The following is a 26,848-nucleotide window of genomic DNA, read 5'->3' on the forward strand; positions in this document are numbered from 1 at the left end:
TTATAACTGAGTAACCTTAAACCCTTGGTCGCGAAGTTGTTTAATTAAACCATGCTGCTCAACTAAGTGCAGAGCACCTACCGCAATAAACACCTTACCTTGTTCAAGTTTAGGCGTGAGCTGAGTGACCCAATTATTATTGCGCTCAATCAGCATCACTTGCTCGCTTTGTTGACCGTATTGGCTGTCATCAAAACTGGTGTGGTAATAGCTGGTTAGGGTTTGCATATCGCCCTTTTTCCATGCATCCACTAGGGTGATAAAGTAGGTATTAATATCGCTTAGTTGCTCAAAAGTTTCTGCCATCATGGCATTGCTTAATGACTCTAAGCCATTAAACATTTGTAGTTGTTGCTCTAAGGTTTCAAGCTCCGCAATGTTAATACTGTGCTTTTGCGCGTACTCGAGTATTTGCTTATCGATACCGTTTTTATCTGAATAGCCCGCGTTTTGAAACTCAATTTGCATCATGGTCAACATGACAGCCCAAGGTTTAAAACTATTGAACATGGCAATATCAATCGATTTTTTAGCAAAGTAGTTTTTGAGGAGTTGATAATTTTTTTCTGAAAGCTCGCTCTGTAGCGTACGCCCGTTAGTAAGCAACATAAACGGCATAGAACGTTGCTGCATTTGTAATGGTGATAGTTTACTAATATCTACTTCAACAACAACTTGATTACTGTTATCCAGTGCGTGAGTCACTTTTTGTGGTAGCCCTTTCATGCTGGCATCACCCACATGCACGGTGCCAAATAAATACGAGCTAGCGCCTTGTTTTTCTATTTTGAATAGAGCCGGTGCTGCATAGCCATTGACGCTAAAGGCTAAAAGTAATAACACCATAAATAACTGACTAATACGTAATGACACGTTCATAAAATCCTATCCAAGTTTAAGTTGTTTTATAAATACTAACTTAGTTTACTTTATAGGTAACGTAAAAATGCCTGATTAATCAATCAGGCATTTTTCGGTGTTATTGATACCAATTATTGCTGTAGGCCATGTTGCCATAATTAGCCAGCGCACGAGCTTGCTTGATGAGTGCGCTATCGTTATGCTTGGGGTGTAATTGCTTATTTTTATAAATATAGGTGGTTGCCGGTTTATCTGGCTGCAAAATAACAACTTTATCGTTTTGCATGTAAGCAAAGTTTTTATCGTACTGCATCATTGCACGCTGCTTGTTTTTGGCAACAGGGCGAGTGAGATCATGACCAATCATTGGGTGTTCACCGCTGGCGCCAATAAGCGACAGTAAGGTGGTAGGAATATCTAGTTGACTGGCTAATTGATGATCGCGTTTGGGCTTAATACCGTTTCCAAAAATAACCGCAGGAATTCTAAAGTGATCAATAGGTACAAGGCTGGAACCAGACACGCGTGAGTCGTGATCAGCAATCACTATAAACACAGTATCGTCCCAGTAGGATGATTTTTTCGCCTTTTCAATGAATGTGCCAAGGGCATAATCTGCATATTTAGCTGCGTTATTACGGCTTTGCTTTGGTTGCTCAAACAGGGCTATTTTACCGTCCGGAAATTCATAAGGGCTATGATTAGAACTACTAAAAATCAGACTAAAAAATGGCTTTTGCTGTTGTTGTAATTTATTCAGCTCTTTATCTGCTTGAGTGAATAAATCTTCGTCAGATGCGCCCCATGAACCATTAAAGTTAATGTTATCGAAGCTTTCACTATCAACAATATCACTAAAGCCGTTACCCAAAAAGAAGCTACGCATGTTGTCAAAGTGACTTTCTCCACCATAAATAAACTGAGTATGGTAGTCCTGCTTTGCTAAAAAACTAGCCAAGGTAAAAAAGTCACGTTGTGATTTATCGAGTTTTACAACCGCGCGTGAGGGAGTCGGTGTAAAACCGGTTATAACTGCTTCAATACCGCGTACAGAGCGAGTGCCGGTAGCGTATAAGTTATCAAATCCCCAGCCCTGTTGATAAAGTGTATCTATATTAGGCGTTAAGGGTAAGCCACCTAAGGTACCTACATAACGAGCGCCCAAGCTTTCTTGCAGAATAATAACCAGGTTTTTCTTTTTACCTTGGTAGCTTGCCTGATGAAAAGTGCGGGTAGGGGCATTTGGATTATTAAATATTGCTTGAGGATTTTGCATGGTACTGCGTACTGTGGCGAGTAACTCCTCTTGAGGGACCTTGCCATAATATGCCTGACTTGATTGCTCATTGGAGAGCTGTTTTAACGCAAATGCTACGCTATATGATGAATTAAGCGTGAGGTCATTCAGCAAGTGGTCGGTCGAAAATGCCACCATAGCGGGGTTTAATGGACGATGGCCTAATGAATTTCGAGCGCCTAACAGTGTTAGGCTACATATAATAACAGCTAACAGTGATAGTTTTATTGCCCCTAGGGACGAGCGGTTTTGCCATTTCTGAGTAAGAATTTTGTTAGCAAATTTAATGGTGAAAACGAGCGCTAAAACAGCGAAGAGGACTTCGAGTTTGTAACCTGAAAAAATCATTTTAGAGACTTCTTTAGGATAAATAAGGTATTCAATAAATAGGCGATTAGGGCGTAAGTCGTACTCGTTAATAAACGTGGGTGTAATAACCTCAAAAAACACTAACATTGCAGCCATTATTACTAAATACCACTTTACGACAACTCGAATATAAGCAGTTAATTTGAGAGCATGTGCTGCAAGTGTTAGTAACAAAACGGGGGTTATGATGTAGCATAATGTTGCTATATCAACACGTAAACCGCCTACAAAAACAAAGTGCCAGGCGCCTTCGGTAAATACACGGCCACTTTGCCACAAACTTAAACCTAATCGCGCAAAAGTTAGCAAGCATAGGAGTGCGAAAAAAAATACCGCTAAAACCCACAATGGCCCCAGTACTTTTTTAGTGCTACTGATTAAGTCCATAGCACAGACCACCAAACTAAAATAGCAATAAGCATGGCGATAAAGACACTGGCGGATGCAATATCTTTAGCTAGGCCTGATAGTTCATGATATTCGCTACCGATGCGATCAACCACCACTTCGACTGCGGTATTGACCAACTCAGCAAATAACACAAACAATAAGCTGGCAATCAAGATTAATTTGCTACTTAAAGTAATTTCTTGCAAGCAGGCAAATACGCCTAGCAAACTAAATAAAACCAACTCTTGCTGAAAAGCAGCCTCAAATCGGCTCATCCATTTTAGGCCGTTAAATGTATGGCTTAAGGTAAAAATTAGGCGCATTAGGCCTTGGCGTTTTATAACGGTTTTATTATTCATATTTTAGTTTCGCTATGGTTAATCGTTTGACATGACGCGAGTAAATCTTCAGAGGTTTGGTAGGTTTTACTCGCAACACCGGTTAAGCTTAAAAGGGTATGAAAAATAGCGTCGTGTGATTGCGCTAAAGTGCTATTTAAGTTGTTTAGACACTTGGCTGTAATGCGCTGATTATGCTCATCAGCCCAGATGTAAAGAGGCACATGGGTTTGAGCTGTTGGTGCAAATGCATAGGGAAAGCCATGTAAGTATGCGCCATTTTCACCGAGCGACTCGCCATGGTCAGACACATACAGTAATTGCTTATCAATATTAGCTGGCAGTGCCTTTAACTGTTCAATAACTTGAGCGTTGATAAAATCACTATAAGCAATTGTATTATCGTAGGTGTTAACCAGCTCTTCAGCGCTACAGTTTTGAATATCGCTGCGGTCGCAGGTTGGACTAAACTGTTTAAATTTTTCAGGGTAGCGCTTAAAGTAAGTAGGGCCATGTGAACCCATCATATGCAGCACTATAACCGTATTAGCCTGACTCAAATTGGCAAGCTTGTGCTTTAAAGGGGCTAGTAACGCTTCATCAAAACAGTATTTACCATCACATAGTTCAGATGCTTTGGTATCAATATTAATGGTAGGTACGCGCGTGCAGACGTTTTTACAGCCACTGTTATTATCAACCCATAAGACATCTGCGCCTGCTTGTTGTATCAAATCAATTACGTTTTGCTGGTTATCACTGTCTAAACGAGAAAAATTGGCATGAGTTTGCAGTGAAAACATACATGGTACTGACACTGCTGTGGCCGTGCCACACGACGATACGTTATCGAAATAAGTGACATTATGTTTTTGCGTGTATTGGTTGGTATTACGCTCATAGCCTTGGTAGGCAAAATTTTCAGCTCGAGCGGTTTCACCTACCACGATGACAGTAACTCGTGTTGTACTTGGCGATGCTAAAGTTGGCGTGGTATCAATATTTTTAAATTCAATATCGCTATAAAGTAACTGGTCACGGGCGTATTTGTAGCCACTAGAGAGATATTGAAATGGAATAATTTCTTTTTTAAGAATACGGTTATTACGACCCGTTGCCGCGTAATCGGCGTAAAAGTTAACGACCACTAATGCAATCAGTGCAAAGCTTGCTAAAAGCAGTTTAAGACGACTAATAACTTCTTTGTATGGGCGGGCGCAGTTTATTTTTATTCTACTCAAAATAAAGACAGGTAATGCGGCAAAAAGCAGTAAAAAGCCAACGAGTTGCAGGTTTAAATAGCTTAACGCTTCACTAGAGTCAGTTTCGACGGTGTTTTGTATCATGGAATAATCAAACACCACACCATAGTTCAATGAGCCATATAACGCCGCACTCGAGAGCACTAGCAGCAAGTAGTTAATGGGTTTTAGTATTCCCCGAATAGAAACCACTGAAAAGAATATGATTAACAAACAAATCAGTAGTAACGGCACAGAAAACAAAAATAGCCATGAAAATGTGTGCAACGAGGTAATAGCGCTAAACGCACCATGCATAAATGGAATATTAATAACTAAGCCGTAATAACAAGCCATAAAAATAATGAATGCATTAGCACTGCAATTAAAATAAAAGCGTTTTTTAGTATTTTCTTGCGGTTGCTTACTGAGTTTGAAAGTTGGGTTCATAACACGCCTCTTTTTCGTGAACGTTGTTATGCTAGGCTGCCAGGCTTAAGAAACTCTTAAGAAATCGATTTATTTTAATTTTGTTAGATAAAAATGAGGTGGCTTACTAAAAATTAATCAAACCAGAATTCAGTGTTATAAGAATAGTGAATTTCCTGAGTTGAAATGAAGGGATAAAAAATCTATTTAACCTCGCTTAATTGAATTTTAAAACCTGAGTAAGTGTATTTTTATAATTATTTTGAATTGAATTTGGTGTTGACTTACCGCCCTGAGCGCGGTACTAATATAAAAAGACAGCGAAACAAGATGTTCGCAGTGACTAAATCTTAAATGGTACTGAATTTTATGCTTAAAAATGCACTTAACCTAGTCCTGATTATTATCGTGGTGATTATTCCCGCGAGGGCTTCGTAGTGCTTTAAAAAACTAAGCATTGAAAAGCCCTCCGCACTTAACCGTCCGGGGGGCTTTTTAGTTTTAGAGTTAAATTTTTAATGGGTTGTCAAACAGGAATGAGGATTTACTAATGACAGGCGCAGAACTAACAATAGATTTACTCGCCAAACACGGCGTAGATGAAGTATTTGGCTACCCAGGTGGTGCTATTATGCCCATTTACGATGCCTTGTATGGTGCGCCTGTAAAACATTATCTTACTCGTCATGAGCAAGGTGCAGGGTTTGCCGCCGTGGGCTATGCACGCAGTACTGGACGTTTAGGTGTGTGCTTGGCAACATCAGGCCCTGGAGCTACTAATTTAATTACCGCATTGGCAGATGCCATGATGGACTCAGTGCCTTTACTTGCTATTACAGGGCAAGTACCAACCGCCGCCATTGGCTCTGATGCTTTTCAGGAAATTGACGTGCTTGGCATGTCGCTTTCATGTACTAAACACAGTTACATGGTTGAGCGAGCAGAAGATTTAGCCGAAATATTACAAGAAGCGATGCATTTAGCACAAAGCGGCCGTCCTGGCCCCGTTTTAGTTGATATTCCCAAAGACATTCAAATGGCGCAGGTGCCTTTTAAACCTTGGTTGGCGGCAGATGAATACTTACCGCAACTTGATTTAAACCAAGTTGCTATCGCCAATCAATTACTCAGTGAAGCCAAGCAACCCGTAGCGTATGTTGGTGGGGGCGTTCATGCCGCTGATGCGCAAGCGCAGTTAATGCAATTTTTAAATAAAACGCAAATGCCTGCGGTTTCAACTCTTAAAGCATTGGGCAGTGTATTACCTGATTACGAATATGATTTAGGGATGCTAGGTATGCATGGCGGTCAAGCGGCTAATTTAGCCGTGCAAGAATGTGATGTATTAGTGTGTATTGGCGCTCGCTTTGATGACCGTGTAACAGGCAATTTAGCTAAGTTTGCTGCAAAAGCAAACGTAATTCATTTAGACATAGATGCAGCCGAGGTCGGTAAACGTAAACCCGCAAAAGCGTCATTAATTGCAGATTTAAAAACTTCACTTCCCGCCCTTGAGTGCGTGGTTACACCAAAAGCGTGGTGCGATCATAATAAACAAATGATGGTTAAGCATGCATGGCGCTACGACTATCCTGGCGAAAAAGTATTTGCCCCTTATTTACTTAATCAACTAAGCCAGCGTATGCCAAGCACCAGTGTTGTTTGCTGCGATGTGGGCCAGCACCAAATGTGGGTAGCTCAGCACATGAAGTTTAGCCACCCTTGCAACCATTTGAGCAGTGGTGGTGCAGGCACTATGGGATTTGGTTTACCCGCGGCTATAGGTGCACAGATAGCGCGTAAAGATGACTTTGTCATCACCGTTTCAGGTGATGGTTCAATCATGATGAACATTCAAGAGCTTGCCACTATTCGCCGTAATAATTTACCAGTAAAAATACTGATACTTGATAACCAGCGTTTAGGCATGGTGCGCCAATGGCAGGAGTTATTTTTTGAAGGGCGCTTTAGCGAAACTAACTTGTCAGATAACCCTGACTTTGTACAGCTAGCGGCTGTTTTTGGTATTCCTGGGCAAACGATTACCCATGCCAATCAAGTGGATGATGCAATTACAGCCTTATTAAATAGCGATGGGCCTTACATTGTTCATGCTTGTATTGATGATAAAGAAAACGTATGGCCACTTGTTCCACCTGGGGCTGCTAACGATGAAATGATGACGGAGAAAGCACAATGAAACACAACTTAACAATTGCCTTAAAAAGTCAAAGTGTCGCAATCGAGCGCTTTTTACGTGTCGTACGTCATCGTGGTTTTGACTTGACTCACTTGCAGCTCAATATGGACGATGGTCAATATAATATGGCCATGACGGTTGATAGTGATAAACCAATTTATTTGCTTACCAGTCAACTAAATAAATTGGTTGATGTGAAACATGTGACGCTACAAAGCTTACAGCAACAGGCTGTATAAAATAAATTTAACGAATTTTACGAATAACCGGTTATTTGGTTATTCATCAATTTTTAGAATGAGGAATGCCCGCATTAACTGCGGCAAACACTGAGGTAACTATGGCTAAATTAAGAAGTGCAACCACCACTGAAGGGCGTAAACGCGCAGGCGCAAGAGCATTATGGCGTGCAACAGGCATGACCGATACCGACTTTGGTAAGCCAATTATTGCTGTTGTGAACTCATTTACGCAATTTGTTCCGGGGCACGTGCATCTTAATCAGCTTAGTGAACTGATGGCTGAAACCATTACTCAGGCCGGTGGTGTACCAAAAGAATTTAATACCATCGCCATAGATGACGGTATTGCCATGGGTCACGGCGGTATGCTTTATTCACTGCCATCGCGCGATTTAATTGCCGACTCGGTGGAGTACATGGTGAACGGCCATTGTGCCGATGCGATGATTTGTATTTCTAACTGCGATAAAATCACCCCTGGGATGATGTTAGCTGCGCTGCGTTTAAATATACCGGTTATTTTTGTATCGGGTGGCCCTATGGAAGCGGGTAAAACTAAATTAGCCAATATCGATATTAAACTCGATTTAGTAGATGCCATGGTTAAAGGTGCCGATGAATCGGTAAGTGATGCCGACTCAGAGCAAGTTGAACGCTCTGCATGTCCTACCTGTGGCTCGTGTTCAGGGATGTTTACTGCCAACTCAATGAACTGTTTATTAGAAGCAATAGGCCTTGCGCTACCTGGTAACGGTACCACGCTTGCAACTCACAAAGACCGTAAGCAATTGTATGTCGAAGCAGGTGCTCGCATCGTTGATTTATGCCGCGAGTACTACCAAAAAGATAACCAAGACGTACTGCCTCGTGCCATCGCTAATAAAACCGCATTTATGAACTCTATGGTGGTTGATATTGCCATGGGCGGCTCATCAAATACGGTATTACATTTACTCGCAGCGGCACAAGAAGCCGGTGTAGATTTTGATATGTCACACATTGATGAGCTTTCACGTAAAACGCCATTTTTATGTAAAGTCGCGCCAGCTACCGCGCAATACCACATTGAAGACGTACACCGCGCTGGTGGCATGATGGCCATAGTACGCGAGCTTGGTAAAGCCGGCTTGGTTGATTTATCGGTTAATCATGTTGCCGGCATGACCATGGGTGAGTTGGTAAAAAAATGGGATGCAACGGATCCTAATAACGAAGCGGCGCGAAAGTTTTACCGCGCGGGTCCGGCAGGCATTCGTACCACCAAAGCAATGAGCCAAGATTGTCGTTGGGATGAGGGTGATAACGACCGTGAAAACGGTTGTATTCGCAGTGTTGAACATGCATTTCGTCAAGATGGCGGCCTTGCCGTGCTTTCAGGTAATTTAGCAATAGATGGCTGTATCGTTAAAAGTGCCGGCGTTGTCGATGAAATGCTGCATTTTGAAGGTACTGCTGTTGTATACGAATCACAAGATGACTCTGTAGAAGGGATTTTAAATGGTGAAGTAAAAGCCGGCGATGTAGTTGTAATTCGCTATGAAGGACCTAAAGGCGGCCCAGGCATGCAAGAAATGCTATACCCAACCAGCTACTTAAAATCAAAAGGTTTGGCAGAGAAGTGTGCATTAATTACTGATGGGCGTTTTTCAGGTGGTACGTCAGGTTTATCAATTGGCCATGTGTCTCCCGAGGCAGCCAGCGGTGGCGCGATAGCTTATGTTGAAAATGGCGATAAAATTATCATCGATATTGCCACTCGAGAAATCACTTTAGCATTAAGCGATGAGGAACTCGAAGCTCGCAGGCAAAAACAATTGGCTCGTGGTAAACAAGCGTATAAGCCGCTTAACCGCGATCGCTATGTCTCATCTGCGCTTAAAGCGTATGCGCTACTTGCAACCAGTGCCGATAAAGGTGCGGTTCGCGATTTAGCCAAACTGGAGGAGCTTAGTTAGGTATGGTTTCTCAAGAACTCGATTATTTTCGCGCGATTATCCAAGCCAATATGGAGCCTTTAGCTAAGGTGACTGAGGTGAGTGAAATGGCCGAATTGAGTGCACGATTAGGTAATCATGTTTGGTTAAAGCGTGAAGATCAGCAACCGGTGTACTCGTTTAAATTACGTGGTGCTTTTAATAAATTAAATAAGCTGCCAAAGGGCTCGGTTGTGATCACCGCATCGGCAGGTAACCATGCTCAAGGGGTGGCGCTGAGTGCCTCACACCTAGGGCATAAAGCCACTATTGTCATGCCCGTAACCACGCCTGAAATTAAGGTTAATGCGGTAAGAGCATTGGGCGGGGAAGTCGTGTTACATGGTCATCAGTTTGATGCCGCAAAGGCGTATGCGCTTGAATTAACTGAGCAGCGAAACGGCGTATTTGTCCCTCCATTTGATGACCCCGATGTCATTGTTGGTCAAGGCACAGTTGCCCGTGAACTAATGCAACAGCTGAACGACTTAGACGTGGTATTTATTCCTGTTGGCGGCGGCGGATTGCTGGCGGGTATGGCGGTATACATTAAATCGCTGCGCCCAGATATCAAAGTGATTGGAGTCGAGGCTAATGAAAGTGCTTGTTTAAAAGCTGCCATGGAAGCGGGAGAGCCTGTAGAGCTAGAAAGAGTAGGAAGCTTTGCCGATGGTGTTGCCGTAAAAATAATTGGTAGCGAAACATTTAGATTGGCGCAAAAGTTTTGCGATGAAGTGGTGACCGTATCAGATGATGAAATATGTGCTGCCATGCAAGATATTTTTGTATCAACCCGTGCTATTGCCGAACCTTCAGGCGCACTTGCAACTGCAGGGCTTAAAAAATGGTCTCAGCAGTCGGGTTTAAAAGGGTTAAATTTAGCCGCTATTTTGTCTGGTGCTAATTTAAACTTTGATCGCTTACGTTATGTGGCTGAGCGCACTGCGCTGGGTGAGAAAAACGAAGCTTTATTAGCCGTAACCATTGATGAAAAGCGCGGTAGTTTTAAGCAGTTTTGTGCATCTTTAGGTGGGCGTGCTATTACCGAATTTAACTACCGATATGCAGGGCCTGGCGAGGCGCAAATTTTTGTTGGTATTGCACTGCGCCAAGGGTTAGCAGAACTTGAAGAGCTTAAACAAAGTCTAACAGATAACAAATATACCTTTTGCGATTTGTCAGATAACGAATTAGCAAAGCTGCATGTACGCTATATGGTTGGCGGTAAAGCGCCAGAGCAGTTACATGAACGCTTACTAAGGTTTGAGTTTCCAGAGTACCCAGGCGCATTGGCGCGCTTTTTAGATACGCTGGGTAGTAACTGGAATATCACTTTATTTCACTACCGTAATCATGGCGGGTCAATGGGGAATGTATTAGCAGGCTTTGCTATTGAACCAAGCCAATATGAGATGTTTAATGAGCACTTAAACCGCCTAGGTTACAGTGTTCAAGACGAAACCCATAACCCGTGTTTCACCCAGTTTTTAACTACCCAACCTCAAGCAGAAAAGCTTGAAAAGCTCGCCTTAGCATAATCCTACTTTAAGCAGGCATCTTCTGTGGATGCTTGCTTTATTAGCTGCTTTACATATAGTTACGTTAATCACTACGTTTTTTGGAAACTCTCTTTGTTACTTAAAGGAATGATAATTAGCGCCTGCCTTTTTTGTAGCCAGTTAATGGCGCAGGAATCAGTCACACTACAATTAAAGTGGACACATCAATTTCAATTTGCGGGTTATTATATGGCTCAGCAAAAAGGGTATTATGATGAGGCCGGTTTAGACGTCACTATTGTGCCTGCCGATCCAAAACGGCCCAATAGTTTTGGCGCGGTAGAGCGTGGTGAAGCCCAGTTTGGGGTTGCGCATTCTGGTATTTTACAGCAGCGTATTGCAGGTAAACCCTTTGTAGCCATGGCTGCCATATTACAGTTTTCTCCTTATTGCTGGATGGTCAAAGAAAGCTCTGATATTTTTCATGCCCGTGATTTTGTCAATAAACGTGTAAGTGAAGTGAGTAAAGAGAGCAATTCTGAGTTGTTAACTATGCTCAAGCGCAGCGGTATAAATATCGAAAAGTTGGTTATATACAAAGGCGATAAATTACAAAAAGCATGGATGGAAAATAAAATAGATGCCATCGAAGTCTATGTTACCGACTTACCTTATTATATGGATCAGCAAGGTATTGCTCATCGACTTATATGTCCACAACGTTATGGTATGGACGTATACGCAGATATTTTATTTACCAGTGATGACATGATTAAGTACCACCCCGATACGGTAGAAAAGTTTTACCAAGCGAGTTTAAAAGGGTGGCGTTATGCGGTAATGAATATGGATGAAGCCATCGCCATTACTCAGCAGTTTTATGCCCCTGAGCGTAGTTTTCATCAATTAGCTTTTGAGGCCGAAGTGCTAAAAGACTATATTGCGCCGCCAAGCACCAATGTGGGTAATATGTCGATGGCCAAATGGCGTTTGATTGCTGATTTATATGAGATTGACCAAACAAAGTTTGACGAAGTAAAAGCCGATTTTATTTATAAATATAAAAAACAAGAAACGTTGCAGCTTTCTTGGATGCTGATTGCGGCCATTATTATTAGTATTATTTCTATTCCCCTTTATTTACGGTTAATGTTCAAAGCACGCTAATGGCTAATTTAACCAATAGAAAAGGTGGGAAAGTTAAGTAATCCCCTTGCTCTGCGAGGTTAAAAAAATAACCGCTTAATTAGGCGCGAGTGTACTGGTATAATTTATTGCCTTTTTAATATTTTAAGCTGTTATGACCTTAACTGAGCAATTTACTGCCCTCGATTCGTTACTGATGAATACGCGCTCGTATTGGCAATGTACTGCGTTTGATTTTGACTGTTTACCATGGCCTGAATTACACAACCCCCTAACTGCTTTAACTGATCAGGACGTTGCTGAGTTAGATACTGATCAAGCGCAACTTTATCAGTTTTTTTCACCTTACATACCCGGTATTGAGCAATTAAGCCGATTAGCTTCACTCCCTGTCATAACAAGCAGTCGAACGGATTATCCGTTTTGGATTAGTAACGGTATTAAAGGACGAAAGTTTACACAGCTACAAGACTTTGTTGGTGCGCTACCTGCCAATGATCAGCCTATTTTAGAGTGGTGTGCAGGCAAAGGCCATTTAGGACGAATGTTAGCTTTTAATGGTGCGCCGAGCGTGCACAGTATTGAGCTACAATCTCACTTATGTGAGCAAGGACAAAAAAGTGCGCAGCAACAGGGGCTTGCTATGCAATTTAGCCAAGCTGATGTACTCACAGATAACACTCAGGATTTTTTTAACCCACAAACCCATGCCGTTGCTTTACATGCCTGCGGTGCGTTACATCAAACATTTATGCATCAAGCCAGTGCGGCCAAAGTAACACAAATTAGTTTTTCACCTTGTTGCTATCACTTGTTTACCGAGAATAATTATCAAGCAATGAGCGAACAGGCGAAGCGAAGTGCGCTTAATTTAACTCATCGAGATTTAAAACTCGCTTTGCAAGAAACTGTCACGGCTCCATCGCGAGTGGGCAAAGTACGAAAAACAGAAGTTGAGTGGCGACTCGGGTTTGATGCTTTAAGAAAGTCAGTCACCGGTGAGTTGGCGTATGTTAGTGTGCCCTCAGTGAATAAAGCAATATTTTCAGATTCGTTTGAATCATTTTGTAAGTGGGCGGCAGATAAAAAAGCCTTAAAACTGCCAAAAGATATTGATTACAATAAGTTTTTATTGATTGGGCAGGCGCGAAAAAAGATAACCGAGCGAGTTGAACTGGTTCGACATGTGTTTAGAAGAGCAATAGAAGTTTGGCTTGTGCTCGATCGTGCTTTATATTTGCAACAGCAAGGCTATAACGTCAGTGTTAGTACATTTTGTGAGAAGCACTTAACACCCCGTAATATTTTAATTTTAGCCAGTTTAACGCCCTCGACCTAAAAGAGATGTAATGAGAAATTTAAATAACCTACTAGAAAATAATAAACGCTGGGCATCTAGAACGAGCGAAGCTAATCCTGAATTTTTTAAAATTTTATCGATGCAACAAAATCCAGAATACTTATGGATTGGTTGCTCTGACTCACGAGTTCCTGCTAATCAAATTGTTGATTTACTACCGGGTGAATTATTTGTACACCGTAATGTTGCCAACGTAGTCGTTCACACCGATCATAATTGTTTATCGGTTATGCAGTACGCGGTTGAAGTATTAAAAGTAAAACATATTATGGTTGTTGGCCACTACGGCTGTGGTGGTGTACAAGCGGTATTAAACGAAGATCGCTTTGGCTTTATTGATAACTGGCTACGCCACGTTGGTGATGTAAAAGAAAAGCATTTAGAGCAACTTAACGCTCTACCAGAAAAACAGCGTCTTGATCGTTTAATTGAGCTTAATGTGATTGAGCAAGTGCGTAACGTATCGCGCACTAGCATTGTTCAAGATGCTTGGTTACGAGGTCAAGAGCTCACAGTGCATGGCTGGGTATATGGATTAGAAAACGGTCACTTGCATGATTTAGAGTCGGTAGTTAGCTGCGCTGAAGAAGAATACATTAGCTATAAAAAAGCTGTACACCATGTACTAAATAAATCTGCGGACAGTCACCTTTAATATGACCAAAACGGCGCTAATAATCGGCAGTACCGGCTTAGTGGGCAGCCAGTTATTACAACAGCTGTTAGCATCTCCTTGCTATACGAAAGTAGTGAGCTTATCGCGCCGCCAATTAGATTTTTCTCATCCTAAATTAACTAGCCATGTTATTGATTTTGAAAATTTGACGCATCATGTTGAATTGTTCAAAGGTGACGTGTTCTTTTCTTGCTTAGGGACCACATTAAAGCAAGCAGGTAGTGTGGCTGCACAACGTAAAGTTGATTTTGAATACCAATTTATTTGTGCGCAAATGGCGGCCAATAACGGTGTTCCTCATTATTGTTTGGTGTCATCAAGTGGCGCAAATGCGCATAGCATGAGCCGTTATTTAAAAATAAAAGGGGAACTTGAGCAGCAGGTAAAGCAGCTTGGCTTTTCGCGCTTGAGTATATTGCAACCGTCTTTGTTAGTCGGCGAGCGATCAGAGCTTAGAATTGCAGAAAAGCTAGGTGAGGTGGTACTGCCACTGTTAACGCGTTTTGGCATCTTCAAACGGTATAGACCAATAACCGGTGAGCAAGTAGCTAATAAATTACTAAGGGTGAGCATAGAGCAGCAACAAGCAACGGGTTACTATGTGCTCGACGAGCTATTTGAATAACTGAGTGATTAGCGCCATAAAGCAGGTTCGTCTATGGCGTTATATTCATTATTCTGCGTCTGTTTTTGCCGATAATTGCTGTTCAAGTATCGCTACTTTTGCTTCTAATTCAGTTAGCTTTTCACGGGTGCGGATCAGCACTTGGCTTTGAATATCAAACTCTTCACGGCTTACAAAGTCCATTTCGGCAAGCTTATTTTGTAACACTTGCTTGGTTTTACCTTCAAGTGTATCAGCCAGGTTTTTTACACCTTGTGGCATGTTATTAGTGATCTGTTTCGCAATTTCTTCAAGTTTTGCTGGGTTAATCATAGTCGTCCCTTGCCTGTTGCCTAAAATGATAATAACTAATATTACCTTATTGGCTAGGCGTATTGTAGTGATTACGTTAAAATTGCCCGTCTTTTTGCAATCAGCTGGTCGTTATGAAACTCAATCCTAAACAAGATGAAGCGGTAAAGTACATTAGTGGTCCTTGCTTAGTATTAGCCGGCGCAGGCTCGGGTAAAACACGAGTTATTACCAACAAAATTGCTTACTTAGTACAGAAGTGCGAGTATCAAGCGCGTAATATTGCGGCGGTTACCTTTACCAATAAAGCGGCTAAAGAAATGCGCGAGCGGGTTTTGCAAACCTTGGGCAAACAAGAGTCTAAAGGTTTATGGGTCTCTACATTTCATACACTCGGGCTTGAAATCATTAAAAAAGAGTTAAAAACACTGGGTTTTAAACCCGGTTTTTCGTTGTTTGACGATCAAGATACGAATCAATTACTTGGTGATTTAACCGAAGATGAGCTTAAAAAAGACAAAGACTTACTAAATCTACTTAAAATGCAAATTGGTAGTTGGAAGAATGAACTCATTTTACCAGAGCAAGCTATTCGTGAAGCCAGAGAGCCACAAAAAGCCTTGTTTGCTCAGTTGTATGCGCGTTATCAAAATCAATTAAGAGCGTATAACGCGCTGGATTTTGATGATTTAATTATGATCCCCACGCTGCTTTTAAGTAGTAATGCCACATCACGTGAGCGATGGCAGCAGCGTTTTCGTTATTTACTGGTGGATGAATACCAAGATACCAATACCAGCCAATACCAATTAGTAAAATTGCTGGTTGGTGAGCGTGCACGATTTACCGTGGTAGGAGATGACGATCAGTCAATTTACTCTTGGCGTGGTGCTCGCCCACAAAATTTGGTGTTATTAAGTAAAGACTATCCAGGATTAAGATTAATAAAACTAGAGCAAAACTACCGTAGTGCAGGGCGTATTCTTAAAGCGGCTAATATATTGATTGCGAATAACCCCCATGAGTTTGAAAAAAAGCTCTTTAGTGAACTTGGCTATGGTGAGCAAATTAAAGTCATTGGTTGTCGCGATGAAGAGCATGAGTCTGAGCGTGTGGTTGCAGAGATTATTTCTCATAAGTTTATGAAGCGCACTAGTTATAAAGATTACGCGATTTTGTACCGAGGTAACCACCAAGCGCGTGGTTTTGAAAAGTCGTTAATGAGTAACCGTATACCTTATAAAATTAGCGGCGGGATGTCGTTTTTTTCACGTTCTGAAATTAAAGATATCATGGCTTACTTACGTCTTTTAGTGAACCAAGATGATGACAATGCCTTTTTAAGAATCGTGAATACGCCACGGCGTGAAATAGGCACGGTGACGCTTGAAAAACTAGGCACCTTAGCCAATGAAAAACATCAAAGCTTGTTTGCCACCTGTTTTGATAACGACTTAGGATACAGACTAAAAGGACGTGGTTTTAATGCGTTAGCTGGGTTTGCCCGTTGGGTGGTTGAGCTGTCGGATAACGCAGTACGCAGCGATACCTTAGAAGCGGTCAAAGATTTAGTGCGAAATATTAATTATGAAGCCTATTTATATGAATCATCACCGAGTGCCAAAGCCGCCGAAATGCGGATGAAAAATGTGTCCGAGCTATACCGCTGGATCACCGATATGCTGACTGGCGATGCCGATAATCCGCCAATGACGTTAGCTGAAGTGGTTAGTAAATTGACCCTGCGCGATATGCTAGAGCGTAACGAGGAAGAAGATGAAGCAGATGCAGTACAATTACTTACGCTGCATGCTTCAAAGGGACTCGAGTACCCTTATGTATTTATGGTAGGCATGGAAGAGGGGCTATTACCACACCAAGTAAGCATTGATGAGGATAATGTAGATGAAGAGCGCCGCCTTGCCTATGTAGGTATTACCCGCGCGCAGCAAGAGCTAACCTTAACGTATGCTAAAATTCGTCGTCAATTTGGTGAAACATCGCAAACGGAGCTCAGCCGGTTTGTGCAAGAGCTACCCCAAGATGATCTCGCTTTTGAAAACAAAAAAGCGCCTAATACTCAAGCTGAACGCATGGAAAAAGGCCAAGCTCGGGTTGCAAATTTAAGGGCAATGCTAAAAAAACCACAATAAGGTGTGTTTAGCGCTATTTTAATTCTGAGTTTTTAAGTGTAGCTGGTATAGCGCTGGTTAGTGGGTGCTGCTTAGCAACGAATAGGTTTATGCCGTGTTTATCTAAAAGAGCTCTAAAGTTTAATATTGACGGGCCTTTAGCTATCACTTTAATGTGTTTAAGTTTAGTGATAGCCAGCAAACCTTGTAGCTGTAAGTCATAGCATTCCTGCTGCAATATTCGTTTACTGAAAGTGGAGCTTAATAGTAAGTAATCAAATTCTATCTCGGTCACTAAATTAAGCTCGCATTTATCCTTTGCGAAATTATTTAGACCAATAGAGTAGCCCAGCGCTTTAAGCTGTTTTAAGTTTTCTAGTTGCAGCGCACTGGCGTAACGTAATTCTTGATCATCAAACAACAAACAAAGTGGATCAATGTTTAATGGCTGCTTTAGTGCAGCAGTTAATAAAGAGAACTCATGCTTTTCTAAAAGCAGACTTGAGCAAGGCAGAAGAGCAACGCTTATTTCAGCGTCTTTCGCTTGTTGATACGCTTGTAAAATCAGTTGGAGTTCTACTTTTATATGCTGTTCTTTATCACTTGCAAATTTCTTTAAAATATCAAAACTAGTAAAGCCAAGTACAGGGTGTTCACCAAACGCTTCAAATAATGAGGCATATTGATAATGCTCATCCATAGAAATAATATCTGAGCCACGAAGCGTCATAGGTAATACATCAAAATGGTGCAATGTTTGTGACTCATGTTGCAGCATTGGCTCTGTGAGTAACGGGTGAAATAATTCGAAGCGATTTTTACCAGAGTTTTTAGCGTAATACATTGCGGCATCAGCATCTCTAATAATTTCATCTGTATGTTTATAGCTTTGTTTTGAATAAGTGATACCAATACTCGCGCCGCTTTGCACACAAATACCTTTTGTACAAAAAGGTTTTCGCATGATGTTGATGATTCGATTTGCAACATCTTCAGCTTGGTTTGGCTCGGTTAAATGAGTGAGTAAAATGACAAATTCATCTCCCCCTAAGCGTGCTAATAAATCATGCTCACGGATACATTGAGAGAACAACTGACCCACGCTAATTAAAAATTCGTCTCCGGCATGGTGCCCAAGCTGGTCGTTTATATCTTTAAATTTATCAAGATCAATAAACAGTACCGCAAAGTGCTCATCAGGGTGACGTTGGTAAAACTGTAGCGTTTTTTCTAGCTGCGTTAAAAATAAATTACGATTTGGCAAGCTTGTTAATGAGTCATGGTGCGCATCGTGATACAGCTGCTGCTCTATTTTTTTACGCTCATCAATTTGCATCTGTAAATGCAAATTTGCTTGGCTTAGCTCTTTGGTTTTTTCGTTTACTCGAGAAGCGAGCTCTTGGTGGCTCTTTTTCAGCGCCTGTGAGGCTAATTTTGTTTGTAATACCGTGGCAATTTGATGCGATACAAAGGTTATGAGTTCTGCATCATCTTGTGTGAAAAGGTGTTCATTATTATAAGCTTGGCAAACAATTAAACCTATAACTCCTTGCGATGTTTTTAGCGGAGCGCCAAGCCAGCTGGTGGCTCTTCTAGATTCATCAATTGGTTTTTCACGCTCTACAATACCACTATCTAATAACTCTTGTGCTCTTTGCGGGTGAATTATTTGTGTTTCTTCAGTGCTGATCACCAGCTCACTGTACCCTTTTGCAAAGCGCCTTGGTTGGGTGCTGCCTTGAAATTCGTCAACACTGTAAGGAAAACTAATCCAGCCCGTTTCTTTATCATACAAGGCAATATAAAGATTTTTTGCGTAAGTGATGGTTTTTATTATTTCGTGTATTTGAAAATAAGCATCATCTAGGTTTTTAGCTTGAGTTGTCAGCTCTGAAATTTTAAATAATATTTGCTGGCGTTGCAGGGCGCTTTTTCGCTGTTGTATTTCAACATTTAAAGCATCATTGCTTTGCGTTAATGCACGGGTTCTTAGTTTTACTTCTGATTCGAGCAATTCTCGTTTCTTAACGCGTTCAATAGCTGTCGCTAAATAAAGTGATATTGCTTCAAGTAGGTTTATTTGTTGCGAACTATAACCTTGCTCAGTGTCGTAACTTTGCGCTGCTAATACGCCAATAATATTTTTTTCTTGATAAACTGGAACGCCTACCCAGTGTTCTGCAGGTGTACCTAATGCTTTAAATAAGCCTTGCTGTGCAGCATCATGCATTTGTTGCTTAGTGAAATAAATGGTCTTTCCTTGTTTAAACACATAACCCGTTGCGCCTTCTTTAAAATTATTCTCCCGATTAAGTGGTACAGAAATTCCATCTTTTTCATCAGAAAAATAAGACAGTTCCAACTGTTGTGATTGCGGCTCAACAAGCACCACATAAAAGCTTTTACTCGGGACATACTTTTGTAGAATGTCATGAATAGCTGGGTAAAGTAAGGTTAATTCGGCAACAGTACTTGCTTGCTCTGATAACTGTATCAGGGCATTGTGGAGGTGGTAGGCATGTTTGTACTTTTTCAATAGTGCTTTTAGTCGTTTATTTTGGCGCACTACGCTACTCGGTACAATGAGTTTATCTTCCAATGATGTTTAACCAGTTATAATTTTTTGTATAGTTATTAATCATTATAGTTCCACTTTTAACATTTTGCGTCAAGTAGATATTTATCTTATTATGCTGCGAAAAGTCGATAATTAGAAACAAAAAAGGCTTACTGTGAGTAAGCCTTTCATTTATAGTTTTTGCCTGACTGATTTTATTTAGCAGTCATAAAGTCGATTGCTGCGCTTATTTCATCATCAGAACAATCCATACATGTACCACGTGGCGGCATTGCATTGAAGCCATTGATTGCATGATCTAATAAGGTATCTTTTCCTTTAGCAATACGAGGAGCCCAATCGTCAGCTGATTTAGGAGCGCCTAAAGCACCTGTACCATGACAAGCAAAACAGGCCGCTTGATATACTTGCTCGCCTGAACGAGGCCCTGTTGGTGCAGCAACCGCTACTTTTTCACCTTCAAGGTAAACAGCACCGATAGGCGCTAAACGTTTTTTAATTGCATCTTCAGTCATAGAGTTATCATATGGCTGTGCGTATGCGGTGGTTGCTAGCACAAGTAATGCTGCAGCTGATAGTTTTTTCATTTTGCCTTGCCCACTTCAATTTGAACGTGATCAATCACGATTTTAAATGACGGAATTTAAACCAATTATAACTCCACTAAGTCATTTATAAAATGCTCAGAGTCGATTTTATTTAGAAATACGACTAATGATTGTCTTAACTCAATAAAATTACATGGTTTAGCGCGTAGTTAAATTATAAAACGGGATCATCACGCCTTTAATGCGATCAAAGCCCTTACGACTAACTCATAGCTAATACGTTACGCACTAACTTATCGATTCCTGCATCTGCATCCATAATAGATTGTGCCAACATATAGGCCGGTGTCGTAACGAGTTTATTGCTTTTATCAATAACAATATCATCCACTTTACACTCTACGTGTTCAGCGCCTAATGTGCTAAGAGCCTCGGCTGTGTCGCTATCATTACCAATAGTAAGCTGAGGTTTATGATAAATAAAAGGCAATAGAGCCGGTGCAATACACATGTAACCCGTGGCTTTTTTTGCATCCGCAAACGCTTTACAAGCGCTAAGTACTGCCTCGTTTACTTTAGCGTTAGTGCCATTAATAGCAAAGTCAGATAGATTTTTAGCTACCCCGAAGCCCCCAGGGACAATGAGTGCATCAAATTGTGTAACGTCTAATTCAGCGAGTGACTTTATATTGCCACGGGTGATGCGAGCTGATTCAACTAATACATTTCGCGGCTGTGCAATTTCTTCACCAGTGATGTGATTAATGGTGTGGTACTGCTCTATATCAGGTGCAAAGCACTGATACTGAGCATTATTTTTTTCAATGTGTAATAAAGTCAGTACCACCTCATTAATTTCACTACCATCAAACACACCACAACCTGCTAAAATTACAGCTATATTTTTCATATCATTTCGCTCCATTAAAGTCTCTTAAATAAAGTTTAACACGATGAATCAGCCGATTTAAAAATTTATTTGCTCGTTTTTTAGGCGCAAAGCACCTTGTTATGCGCTATATGCCATTTAGTGATTAGTAGCCATGAAAAAAATTATAAAGGATCGCTATGATCTTTGATCCATTATGCTAGAATGCCCATCCAGTTATTTAAATGGACGTAAATAATTAAGGTGGGTTATAAAACCAGTGACGGTATAAATGCTTTTTCCACACTAATAAAAAAATAATAAAAAAGAACCTCGAATTATCTTTTTTTTAGACAAAACAATAAATTACAAATTAATCTAGGCATTTTAAGATGCTTCGGATGAATCGTTCGTGGGTGTTATCTACATAGTTATCCACAACTTACCAAAAATGTAGCGCTATTACTCACATTAATTCACAGTCGTTTTATTTACTGCCTTATGGCATGCTTACACTCATATTACTTTTTTGTATTTAGGATCCAATTTTACCATGGCTCAGATCCCCGAAAACCCGCTTATTTTAGTTGATGGCTCTTCATATTTGTTTCGTGCTTATCATTCACCACCACATCTAACCAACTCTAAGGGTGAGGCCACCGGTGCCATTTATGGCGTGGTAAACATGCTTAAAAGTTTGATCAAACAATATGATCCCTCACATATGGTGGTGGTATTTGACGCCAAAGGTAAAACCTTCAGAAATGATATGTACAGTGAGTATAAAGCGAACCGTCCGCCAATGCCTGATGATCTGCGTACTCAAATAGCGCCGCTGCACAGTATTATCAAAGCAATGGGTTTTCCGTTAATTAGTATTGAGGGCGTGGAAGCCGATGACGTAATCGGTACTTTTGCACGGATTGCCTCTGAGCAACAACGTCATGTGCTGGTATCGACTGGTGATAAAGATATGGCGCAGTTGGTCAATGAGCATGTAACCTTGATTAATACCATGACCGACAGTATTTCAGATCCCGAAACTGTGGTTGAAAAGTTTGGTGTTGGACCTGAACTTATTATCGATTATTTAGCTTTAATGGGCGACAAAGTAGATAATATTCCTGGCGTTGAGGGTTGTGGACCTAAAACAGCAGTTAAATGGTTACAAAAGTACGGATCGCTTCAGGGCGTAATTGATAATGCTTCTGATATAAAAGGTAAAATAGGCGAGAAACTGGCAAAAGCGATTGATCATTTACCGTTAAGCTATGAGCTTGCCACTATTAAATGTGATGTTGAGGTTGAAGCTGATCTTGATACTTTTAAATTGCAAACACCGAATAAAGACGAATTAATTGCCTTATACGGTGAATGTGAGTTTCGTCGTTGGCTAGCTGAATTGCTAGACAACCCAAAAGATGCCGACACACATTTAGCAGTCCCAACGCAAGAGAATGAGCTGCCAAAAGTTGAAGATGCGCACTATGAAACTATTTTAACTGAGGCCCAATTTGAGACATTAATAGAACAGCTTAATGAAGCTGAGCTATTTGCTTTTGATACAGAAACAACCAGTTTAGAGTATATGAAAGCGCAATTGGTCGGTATGAGCTTTGCGGTTAAAGCAGGGGAAGCGGCTTATTTACCAATAGCACACGATTACCCCGGTGCGCCCGAGCAGTTAAGCCTTGAATTTGTGATGCAAAAGTTGGGGCCGATATTAGCAGACGAAAATAAAGCTAAAGTAGGTCAAAATCTAAAATACGATAAAAGCGTGCTTGCCAATGCAGGCTACGAATTAAATGGTATTAAGTTCGACACTATGCTGGAGTCTTATGTATTTAATAGCGTAGGCACCCGTCATGATATGGACTCGTTGGCGCTTAAATACTTAGGCCACAAAAATATTAGCTTTGAAGATATTGCTGGTAAAGGTAAAAAGCAGCTTACATTTAATCAAATAGAACTTGAAAAAGCAGCGCCTTATGCCGCTGAAGATGCCGATATTACTTTGCGTTTGCACCAAGTGTTATGGCCGAAACTTGAAGCGGATGAAAAACTAAAATCGGTGTTTGAAGATATAGAAATGCCACTAGTAAGTGTTATTTCTGATATTGAACGCACCGGTGTTGCTATCGACAGCAACATGTTGGCCACGCATAGCCAACGTTTAGGTGAGCGATTACTTGAGCTTGAAAAAGAAGCGTTTGAAATCGCGGGCGAACCGTTTAACTTAAGCTCACCAAAGCAACTACAGGTGCTGTTATTTGAAAAGCTCGAATTGCCCGTTATCAAAAAAACACCTAAAGGAGCGCCCTCTACAGCAGAAGAGGTACTACAAGAGTTAGCGCATGATTACCCATTGCCTAAAGTGATTATTGAGCATCGTGGTTTATCTAAGCTCAAATCAACCTACACCGATAAGTTACCCTTGATAGTCAATGAACGCACGCAGCGAGTGCATACTTCTTATCACCAAGCGGTAACAGCAACAGGTCGATTAAGCTCAAGCGATCCTAATTTACAAAATATTCCTATTCGTTCAGAGGAAGGGCGTCGTATTCGTGAAGCGTTTATTGCCGCAGATGGATATAAAATTGTGGCTGCCGATTACAGCCAAATAGAACTGCGTATTATGGCGCATCTCTCGCAAGATAAGGGATTACTAAGCGCATTTGCTAATGGCTTAGATGTTCACAGTGCCACGGCTGCTGAAGTATTTGGGGTTGAGCTTGAAGAGGTAACATCAGATATGCGCCGTAAAGCTAAAGCGGTAAACTTTGGCTTAATTTATGGCATGTCAGCATTTGGCTTAGCACGTCAACTTGATGTACCACGCCATGAAGCGCAGCATTATATTGATAAATATTTTGAGCGTTTTCCAGGTGTTTTAGAATACATGGAAACAACGCGTGAGAAAGCGGCCGAAAAAGGCTATGTAGAAACAATTTTTGGCCGTCGCTTACATTTACCAGAAATAAATGCGCGTAATGGTGCTCGTCGCAAAGGCGCTGAGCGCGCAGCAATTAATGCGCCGATGCAAGGTACTGCGGCCGATATTATTAAAAAAGCGATGTTAAGCGTGCATGCTTGGGTTAATCAGCAAGCACCTAATACAGTTAAGCTGCTTATGCAGGTACACGATGAATTGGTATTTGAGATTAAAACAGAATGTACTGAGCAATATACCAAACAGATTTGTGAGCTGATGTCACAAGCGGCGCAGTTAGATGTACCACTTATTGTTGAAGCTGACGAAGGTGATAACTGGGAACAAGCACACTAATTTAGCGCTACTGTACTGGCTTTAATATAGGCCAAATACAGAGTTCAAAAAGATTATCATAAAGCGCCTAACGGCGCTTTTTCTTCATCTTGCAGGTTAAAAAAAAGTTAAATTAAACAGCAGGTTGTACTAAATCGTTATAGGTTCGTCAATTCGCTACGATTATCAATAATATGCTTGTATTTTTACACTTGCTTTTGGTAAAGTGCCGCCCGTCCTCATCCTGTAGGACATCCTGTTGATGATGCATCGTAAGATGCAACGTATTGATAGCTTCTCCCCAGTTTGCTATATCGGCCTATCATATATTTGATGGGCCGTTTTTTATTGCCTTGCATCCAAGCGTTAAATTTATTCTCTAATTGCACTTAGCGTTTCAAGTGATACCATCAGTCTACTTAGCATTTTCGATTTACCACACAGTAACTAATGATTTTCAGCTTGGCTGATCAAAGTATTATTTTTACCGGTATAAATCTTTTTATTTTAGGAGTGCATTATGTTTAAAACGTTAGCTATCGCAGGTTTATCTTTATCATGTTTACTAGTTTCAGGTGCTGCATCGGCAAACTGGCAACTATTGAACGATAAAAGCCAATTAAGTTTTGTATCAATTAAAAAAAATAGCATTGCTGAAGCAAGTCACTTTACTCAGTTAGCAGGGCAGCTGAGCGATCAGGGTCAATTTAGCGTAAACGTTGATTTAACCTCAGCCGAAACCTTTATCCCAATCCGTAACGAACGTTTAAGTAAAATATTGTTTGAGTCTGACACGTTTGCAAACGCAGTATTAACCGCTGACTTATCTGATAAGTTGTCACTTATTAAGCAACCTGGGCAGTACGTATTAAAAGGTATTAGCGCTGAGCTAGACTTTCATGGCCATAAAAAGCCACTTGCTGTTGATGTACTCGTAAGCAGTGCGGCCAATGGAGATTTAAGTGTGGCATCATTCTCCCCTATTATTATCAACAGTGATGACTTTAAGATCACTGAAGGGGTAATGCAGTTACAAAAATTAGCCGGATTACCTTCAATTGCTACTGCTGTACCGGTTACTTTTGCACTAACATTTAAAAAACAGTGATTTCACTTAACGAGCTTAGCAAGCAACTCAGCGAGCCAAGCAAACCTTTTGAACAATGGCAGCCCGCTCACTGCGGGCAGTTACCATTATTGATTGATGAGCAAGGTAAATGGTTTTACGCAGGTAGTGAAATTACCCGTCAATCAATGGTGAAACTTTTTGCCAGTGTATTATGCAACGAAGATGGGCAGTTTTACTTAAAAACACCTGTAGAAAAAATCGCGATTGAGGTTAAGGATGCGCCTTTTATTATTGTAAATTGGCACAGTGAACCGACATCAGAGGGAAGCGTTATTTGTTGTATTGATAATTTAAACCGTACATGGCTATTAAGTCGTTCTGAGTCACTTTATATCAATGACTACAAAGGCGCGGCCGTGCCTTATATGCAGTTACCCTACGGCTGCTTTGCGCGAGTTGCGCGTAATGTGTTTTATCAGTGGGCTGAAATAGCCGAAACAGATGAGCTCGGCTATTTTATTACCTCCGCACAGCAGAAATTTTACTTACAGTAATTATTCGCTATCTGGCGTTGCTAAATCAGCAGGTGGAACGGCCACTATTGGGCCTAAATACCACTCATCTAGCTTTTTAGCGACTTCTGGTAAGCCGGTGCCTTTAAGTGATGAAAATGCATGAACCGTAATATCGCCATCTAATTCACTTAACTCACGACGAACACTAAGAACTTGTGATTTACGCGGACCTTGCTTTAGCTTATCGGCTTTAGTTAATAGTGCCAATACCGGAATTTCACTGCCTACAGCCCAATTAATTAAGTCGCGGTCTAAATCTTTTAATGGATGACGAATATCCATTAATACCACAATACCTTTTAAACTTTGACGTTTTTGCAGGTATTCGCCTAGCGATTTTTGCCATTTCTTTTTCATTTCAATCGGCACTTTTGCAAACCCATAGCCAGGTAGGTCAATTAGACGCATATTATCTACATCGGCAAGTTCAAAGGTGTTGATCAGCTGAGTACGGCCGGGTGTTTTACTGGTTCGTGCTAACTTTTGATCGGTTAGGGCATTTAGCGCACTTGATTTACCTGCATTAGAGCGACCGGCAAACGCGACTTCAATTCCCGTATCAGCAGGTAATTTAGTGATGTCTGGCGCGCTTGTAACAAAAGACGCAGTGTTATACTTGATACGAGATTTGAGCACAGGCTCTCCTAAAACTTAAAAAATAACATTGGGTAAACCAAATTCACCCGTGACGCGTATTTTATACTATAAAGTAGCTATTAAAAAGTGTATTTGAGCATGTAAGATCATTGCTGACAGTACATTTTAACTGGCTTAGCGTTTAATTTTACTCAAAACCCTATAATTTATAGGTTTAATGTGTGTAGAAAACGTGCCAGAGAATTTAATATCGTGTAGAATATAAAAATCACAACA

21 protein-coding genes are annotated in these 26,848 nt (G+C 40.9%); 12 read left to right on the plus strand and 9 right to left on the minus strand.

Going from position 1 to position 26,848, the window contains the following annotated elements; all coding sequences use genetic code 11:
* From BG00_RS05325 to BG00_RS05340, 4 genes are all read right to left on the minus strand, one after another.
* Positions 1-879, minus strand: coding sequence for a TraB/GumN family protein (locus tag BG00_RS05325; protein WP_036981034.1), 879 nt, complete (start codon positions 877-879; stop codon positions 1-3).
* A gap of 100 nt (positions 880-979) precedes the next feature.
* Positions 980-2,914 (minus strand): LTA synthase family protein, encoded by a 1,935-nt coding sequence (locus tag BG00_RS05330; protein ID WP_036981035.1) that lies wholly within the window; start codon positions 2,912-2,914, stop codon positions 980-982.
* Positions 2,905-3,276: a diacylglycerol kinase gene (locus BG00_RS05335; protein ID WP_008112748.1), complete on the minus strand. Its 372-nt coding sequence runs from the start codon at positions 3,274-3,276 to the stop codon at positions 2,905-2,907. The genes BG00_RS05330 and BG00_RS05335 overlap by 10 nt, the downstream gene beginning before the upstream one ends.
* Entirely contained in the window at positions 3,273-4,946 is a 1,674-nt protein-coding gene (locus BG00_RS05340) for a phosphoethanolamine transferase (RefSeq protein WP_036981038.1), read from the minus strand. Before BG00_RS05340 ends, BG00_RS05335 begins: the two co-directional genes overlap by 4 nt.
* Positions 4,947-5,475: 529 nt before the next feature.
* Here BG00_RS05340 and ilvG point away from each other — a divergent pair.
* The 8 genes from ilvG to BG00_RS05380 all read left to right on the plus strand — a co-directional run bounded on the left by ilvG (position 5,476) and on the right by BG00_RS05380 (position 14,646).
* Entirely contained in the window at positions 5,476-7,125 is a 1,650-nt protein-coding gene (gene ilvG, locus BG00_RS05345) for an acetolactate synthase 2 catalytic subunit (RefSeq protein WP_036981041.1), read from the plus strand.
* Positions 7,122-7,364 (plus strand): acetolactate synthase 2 small subunit, encoded by a 243-nt coding sequence (ilvM, locus tag BG00_RS05350; protein ID WP_008112745.1) that lies wholly within the window; start codon positions 7,122-7,124, stop codon positions 7,362-7,364. The genes ilvG and ilvM overlap by 4 nt, the downstream gene beginning before the upstream one ends.
* Positions 7,365-7,465: 101 nt before the next feature.
* Entirely contained in the window at positions 7,466-9,322 is a 1,857-nt protein-coding gene (ilvD, locus tag BG00_RS05355) for a dihydroxy-acid dehydratase (RefSeq protein ID WP_036983358.1), read from the plus strand.
* A gap of 2 nt (positions 9,323-9,324) precedes the next feature.
* Positions 9,325-10,878, plus strand: coding sequence for a threonine ammonia-lyase, biosynthetic (gene ilvA / locus BG00_RS05360; RefSeq protein ID WP_036981045.1), 1,554 nt, complete (start codon positions 9,325-9,327; stop codon positions 10,876-10,878).
* A gap of 144 nt (positions 10,879-11,022) precedes the next feature.
* Entirely contained in the window at positions 11,023-12,006 is a 984-nt protein-coding gene (locus BG00_RS05365; RefSeq protein WP_036981047.1) for an ABC transporter substrate-binding protein, read from the plus strand.
* 133 nt (positions 12,007-12,139) lie between these two features.
* On the plus strand, positions 12,140-13,324 hold the full coding sequence (locus BG00_RS05370; protein WP_036981049.1) for a methyltransferase: 1,185 nt from the start codon (positions 12,140-12,142) through the stop codon (positions 13,322-13,324).
* A 10-nt stretch (positions 13,325-13,334) separates the two neighbouring features.
* Entirely contained in the window at positions 13,335-14,000 is a 666-nt protein-coding gene (gene can, locus BG00_RS05375) for a carbonate dehydratase (RefSeq protein WP_036981050.1), read from the plus strand.
* A 1-nt stretch (position 14,001) separates the two neighbouring features.
* Entirely contained in the window at positions 14,002-14,646 is a 645-nt protein-coding gene (locus tag BG00_RS05380; RefSeq protein WP_036981051.1) for an NAD(P)H-binding protein, read from the plus strand.
* A 48-nt stretch (positions 14,647-14,694) separates the two neighbouring features.
* Here the strand turns inward: BG00_RS05380 and ubiK are convergent, their stop codons facing one another.
* A complete protein-coding gene (gene ubiK, locus BG00_RS05385; protein ID WP_008112735.1) occupies positions 14,695-14,958 on the minus strand; it encodes a ubiquinone biosynthesis accessory factor UbiK in 264 nt (87 codons plus the stop codon).
* Between the two features lie 113 nt (positions 14,959-15,071).
* On the opposite strand from ubiK, the gene rep reads away from it, so the two are divergent.
* Complete coding sequence (rep, locus tag BG00_RS05390; protein ID WP_016899315.1) at positions 15,072-17,090, plus strand: DNA helicase Rep; 2,019 nt, start codon at positions 15,072-15,074, stop codon at positions 17,088-17,090.
* A 13-nt stretch (positions 17,091-17,103) separates the two neighbouring features.
* Here the strand turns inward: rep and BG00_RS05395 are convergent, their stop codons facing one another.
* The 3 genes from BG00_RS05395 to elbB all read right to left on the minus strand — a co-directional run bounded on the left by BG00_RS05395 (position 17,104) and on the right by elbB (position 21,105).
* The gene (locus BG00_RS05395; RefSeq protein WP_036981052.1) at positions 17,104-19,668 is read right to left on the minus strand and encodes a bifunctional diguanylate cyclase/phosphodiesterase; all 2,565 of its coding nucleotides are present in this window, start codon (positions 19,666-19,668) and stop codon (positions 17,104-17,106) included.
* Positions 19,669-19,841: 173 nt separating this feature from the next.
* Positions 19,842-20,234 (minus strand): c-type cytochrome, encoded by a 393-nt coding sequence (locus BG00_RS05400; RefSeq protein ID WP_016899314.1) that lies wholly within the window; start codon positions 20,232-20,234, stop codon positions 19,842-19,844.
* A gap of 223 nt (positions 20,235-20,457) precedes the next feature.
* Complete coding sequence (gene elbB / locus BG00_RS05405) at positions 20,458-21,105, minus strand: isoprenoid biosynthesis glyoxalase ElbB (protein ID WP_028834474.1); 648 nt, start codon at positions 21,103-21,105, stop codon at positions 20,458-20,460.
* A 511-nt stretch (positions 21,106-21,616) separates the two neighbouring features.
* Between elbB and polA the strand changes: the two genes are divergently transcribed.
* The 3 genes from polA (at position 21,617) to BG00_RS05420 (ending at position 25,954) form a co-directional block, all read left to right on the plus strand.
* The gene (polA, locus tag BG00_RS05410) at positions 21,617-24,352 is read left to right on the plus strand and encodes a DNA polymerase I (RefSeq protein ID WP_036981053.1); all 2,736 of its coding nucleotides are present in this window, start codon (positions 21,617-21,619) and stop codon (positions 24,350-24,352) included.
* A gap of 499 nt (positions 24,353-24,851) precedes the next feature.
* Positions 24,852-25,439 (plus strand): YceI family protein, encoded by a 588-nt coding sequence (locus BG00_RS05415; RefSeq protein WP_036981054.1) that lies wholly within the window; start codon positions 24,852-24,854, stop codon positions 25,437-25,439.
* Entirely contained in the window at positions 25,436-25,954 is a 519-nt protein-coding gene (locus tag BG00_RS05420; RefSeq protein WP_036981055.1) for a DUF1285 domain-containing protein, read from the plus strand. The genes BG00_RS05415 and BG00_RS05420 overlap by 4 nt, the downstream gene beginning before the upstream one ends.
* Here the strand turns inward: BG00_RS05420 and yihA are convergent, their stop codons facing one another.
* Positions 25,955-26,611, minus strand: coding sequence for a ribosome biogenesis GTP-binding protein YihA/YsxC (gene yihA, locus BG00_RS05425; RefSeq protein ID WP_036981056.1), 657 nt, complete (start codon positions 26,609-26,611; stop codon positions 25,955-25,957). It abuts the gene before it with no gap.
* Positions 26,612-26,848: the final 237 nt, after the last annotated feature.

The sequence above is a fragment of the Pseudoalteromonas sp. SCSIO_11900 genome (assembly GCF_000576475.1).
GTDB classification, from domain to species: Bacteria; Pseudomonadota; Gammaproteobacteria; order Enterobacterales; family Alteromonadaceae; genus Pseudoalteromonas; species Pseudoalteromonas tetraodonis.

Bases quoted from the DNA above. Each gene is read 5' to 3' on its own strand.
- BG00_RS05380 (WP_036981051.1), top strand. From the start codon at position 14,002: ATGACCAAAACGGCGCTAATAATCGGCAGTACCGGCTTAGTGGGCAGC.
- BG00_RS05400 (WP_016899314.1), bottom strand. From the start codon at position 20,234: ATGAAAAAACTATCAGCTGCAGCATTACTTGTGCTAGCAACCACCGCA.
- ubiK (WP_008112735.1), bottom strand. From the start codon at position 14,958: ATGATTAACCCAGCAAAACTTGAAGAAATTGCGAAACAGATCACTAAT.
- BG00_RS05365 (WP_036981047.1), top strand. From the start codon at position 11,023: ATGGCGCAGGAATCAGTCACACTACAATTAAAGTGGACACATCAATTT.
- ilvG (WP_036981041.1), top strand. From the start codon at position 5,476: ATGACAGGCGCAGAACTAACAATAGATTTACTCGCCAAACACGGCGTA.
- rep (WP_016899315.1), top strand. From the start codon at position 15,072: ATGAAACTCAATCCTAAACAAGATGAAGCGGTAAAGTACATTAGTGGT.
- BG00_RS05325 (WP_036981034.1), bottom strand. From the start codon at position 879: ATGAACGTGTCATTACGTATTAGTCAGTTATTTATGGTGTTATTACTT.
- polA (WP_036981053.1), top strand. From the start codon at position 21,617: ATGGCTCAGATCCCCGAAAACCCGCTTATTTTAGTTGATGGCTCTTCA.
- ilvM (WP_008112745.1), top strand. From the start codon at position 7,122: ATGAAACACAACTTAACAATTGCCTTAAAAAGTCAAAGTGTCGCAATC.
- BG00_RS05330 (WP_036981035.1), bottom strand. From the start codon at position 2,914: ATGGACTTAATCAGTAGCACTAAAAAAGTACTGGGGCCATTGTGGGTT.
- can (WP_036981050.1), top strand. From the start codon at position 13,335: ATGAGAAATTTAAATAACCTACTAGAAAATAATAAACGCTGGGCATCT.
- ilvD (WP_036983358.1), top strand. From the start codon at position 7,466: ATGGCTAAATTAAGAAGTGCAACCACCACTGAAGGGCGTAAACGCGCA.
- BG00_RS05415 (WP_036981054.1), top strand. From the start codon at position 24,852: ATGTTTAAAACGTTAGCTATCGCAGGTTTATCTTTATCATGTTTACTA.
- elbB (WP_028834474.1), bottom strand. From the start codon at position 21,105: ATGAAAAATATAGCTGTAATTTTAGCAGGTTGTGGTGTGTTTGATGGT.
- BG00_RS05370 (WP_036981049.1), top strand. From the start codon at position 12,140: ATGACCTTAACTGAGCAATTTACTGCCCTCGATTCGTTACTGATGAAT.
- BG00_RS05340 (WP_036981038.1), bottom strand. From the start codon at position 4,946: ATGAACCCAACTTTCAAACTCAGTAAGCAACCGCAAGAAAATACTAAA.
- BG00_RS05335 (WP_008112748.1), bottom strand. From the start codon at position 3,276: ATGAATAATAAAACCGTTATAAAACGCCAAGGCCTAATGCGCCTAATT.
- ilvA (WP_036981045.1), top strand. From the start codon at position 9,325: ATGGTTTCTCAAGAACTCGATTATTTTCGCGCGATTATCCAAGCCAAT.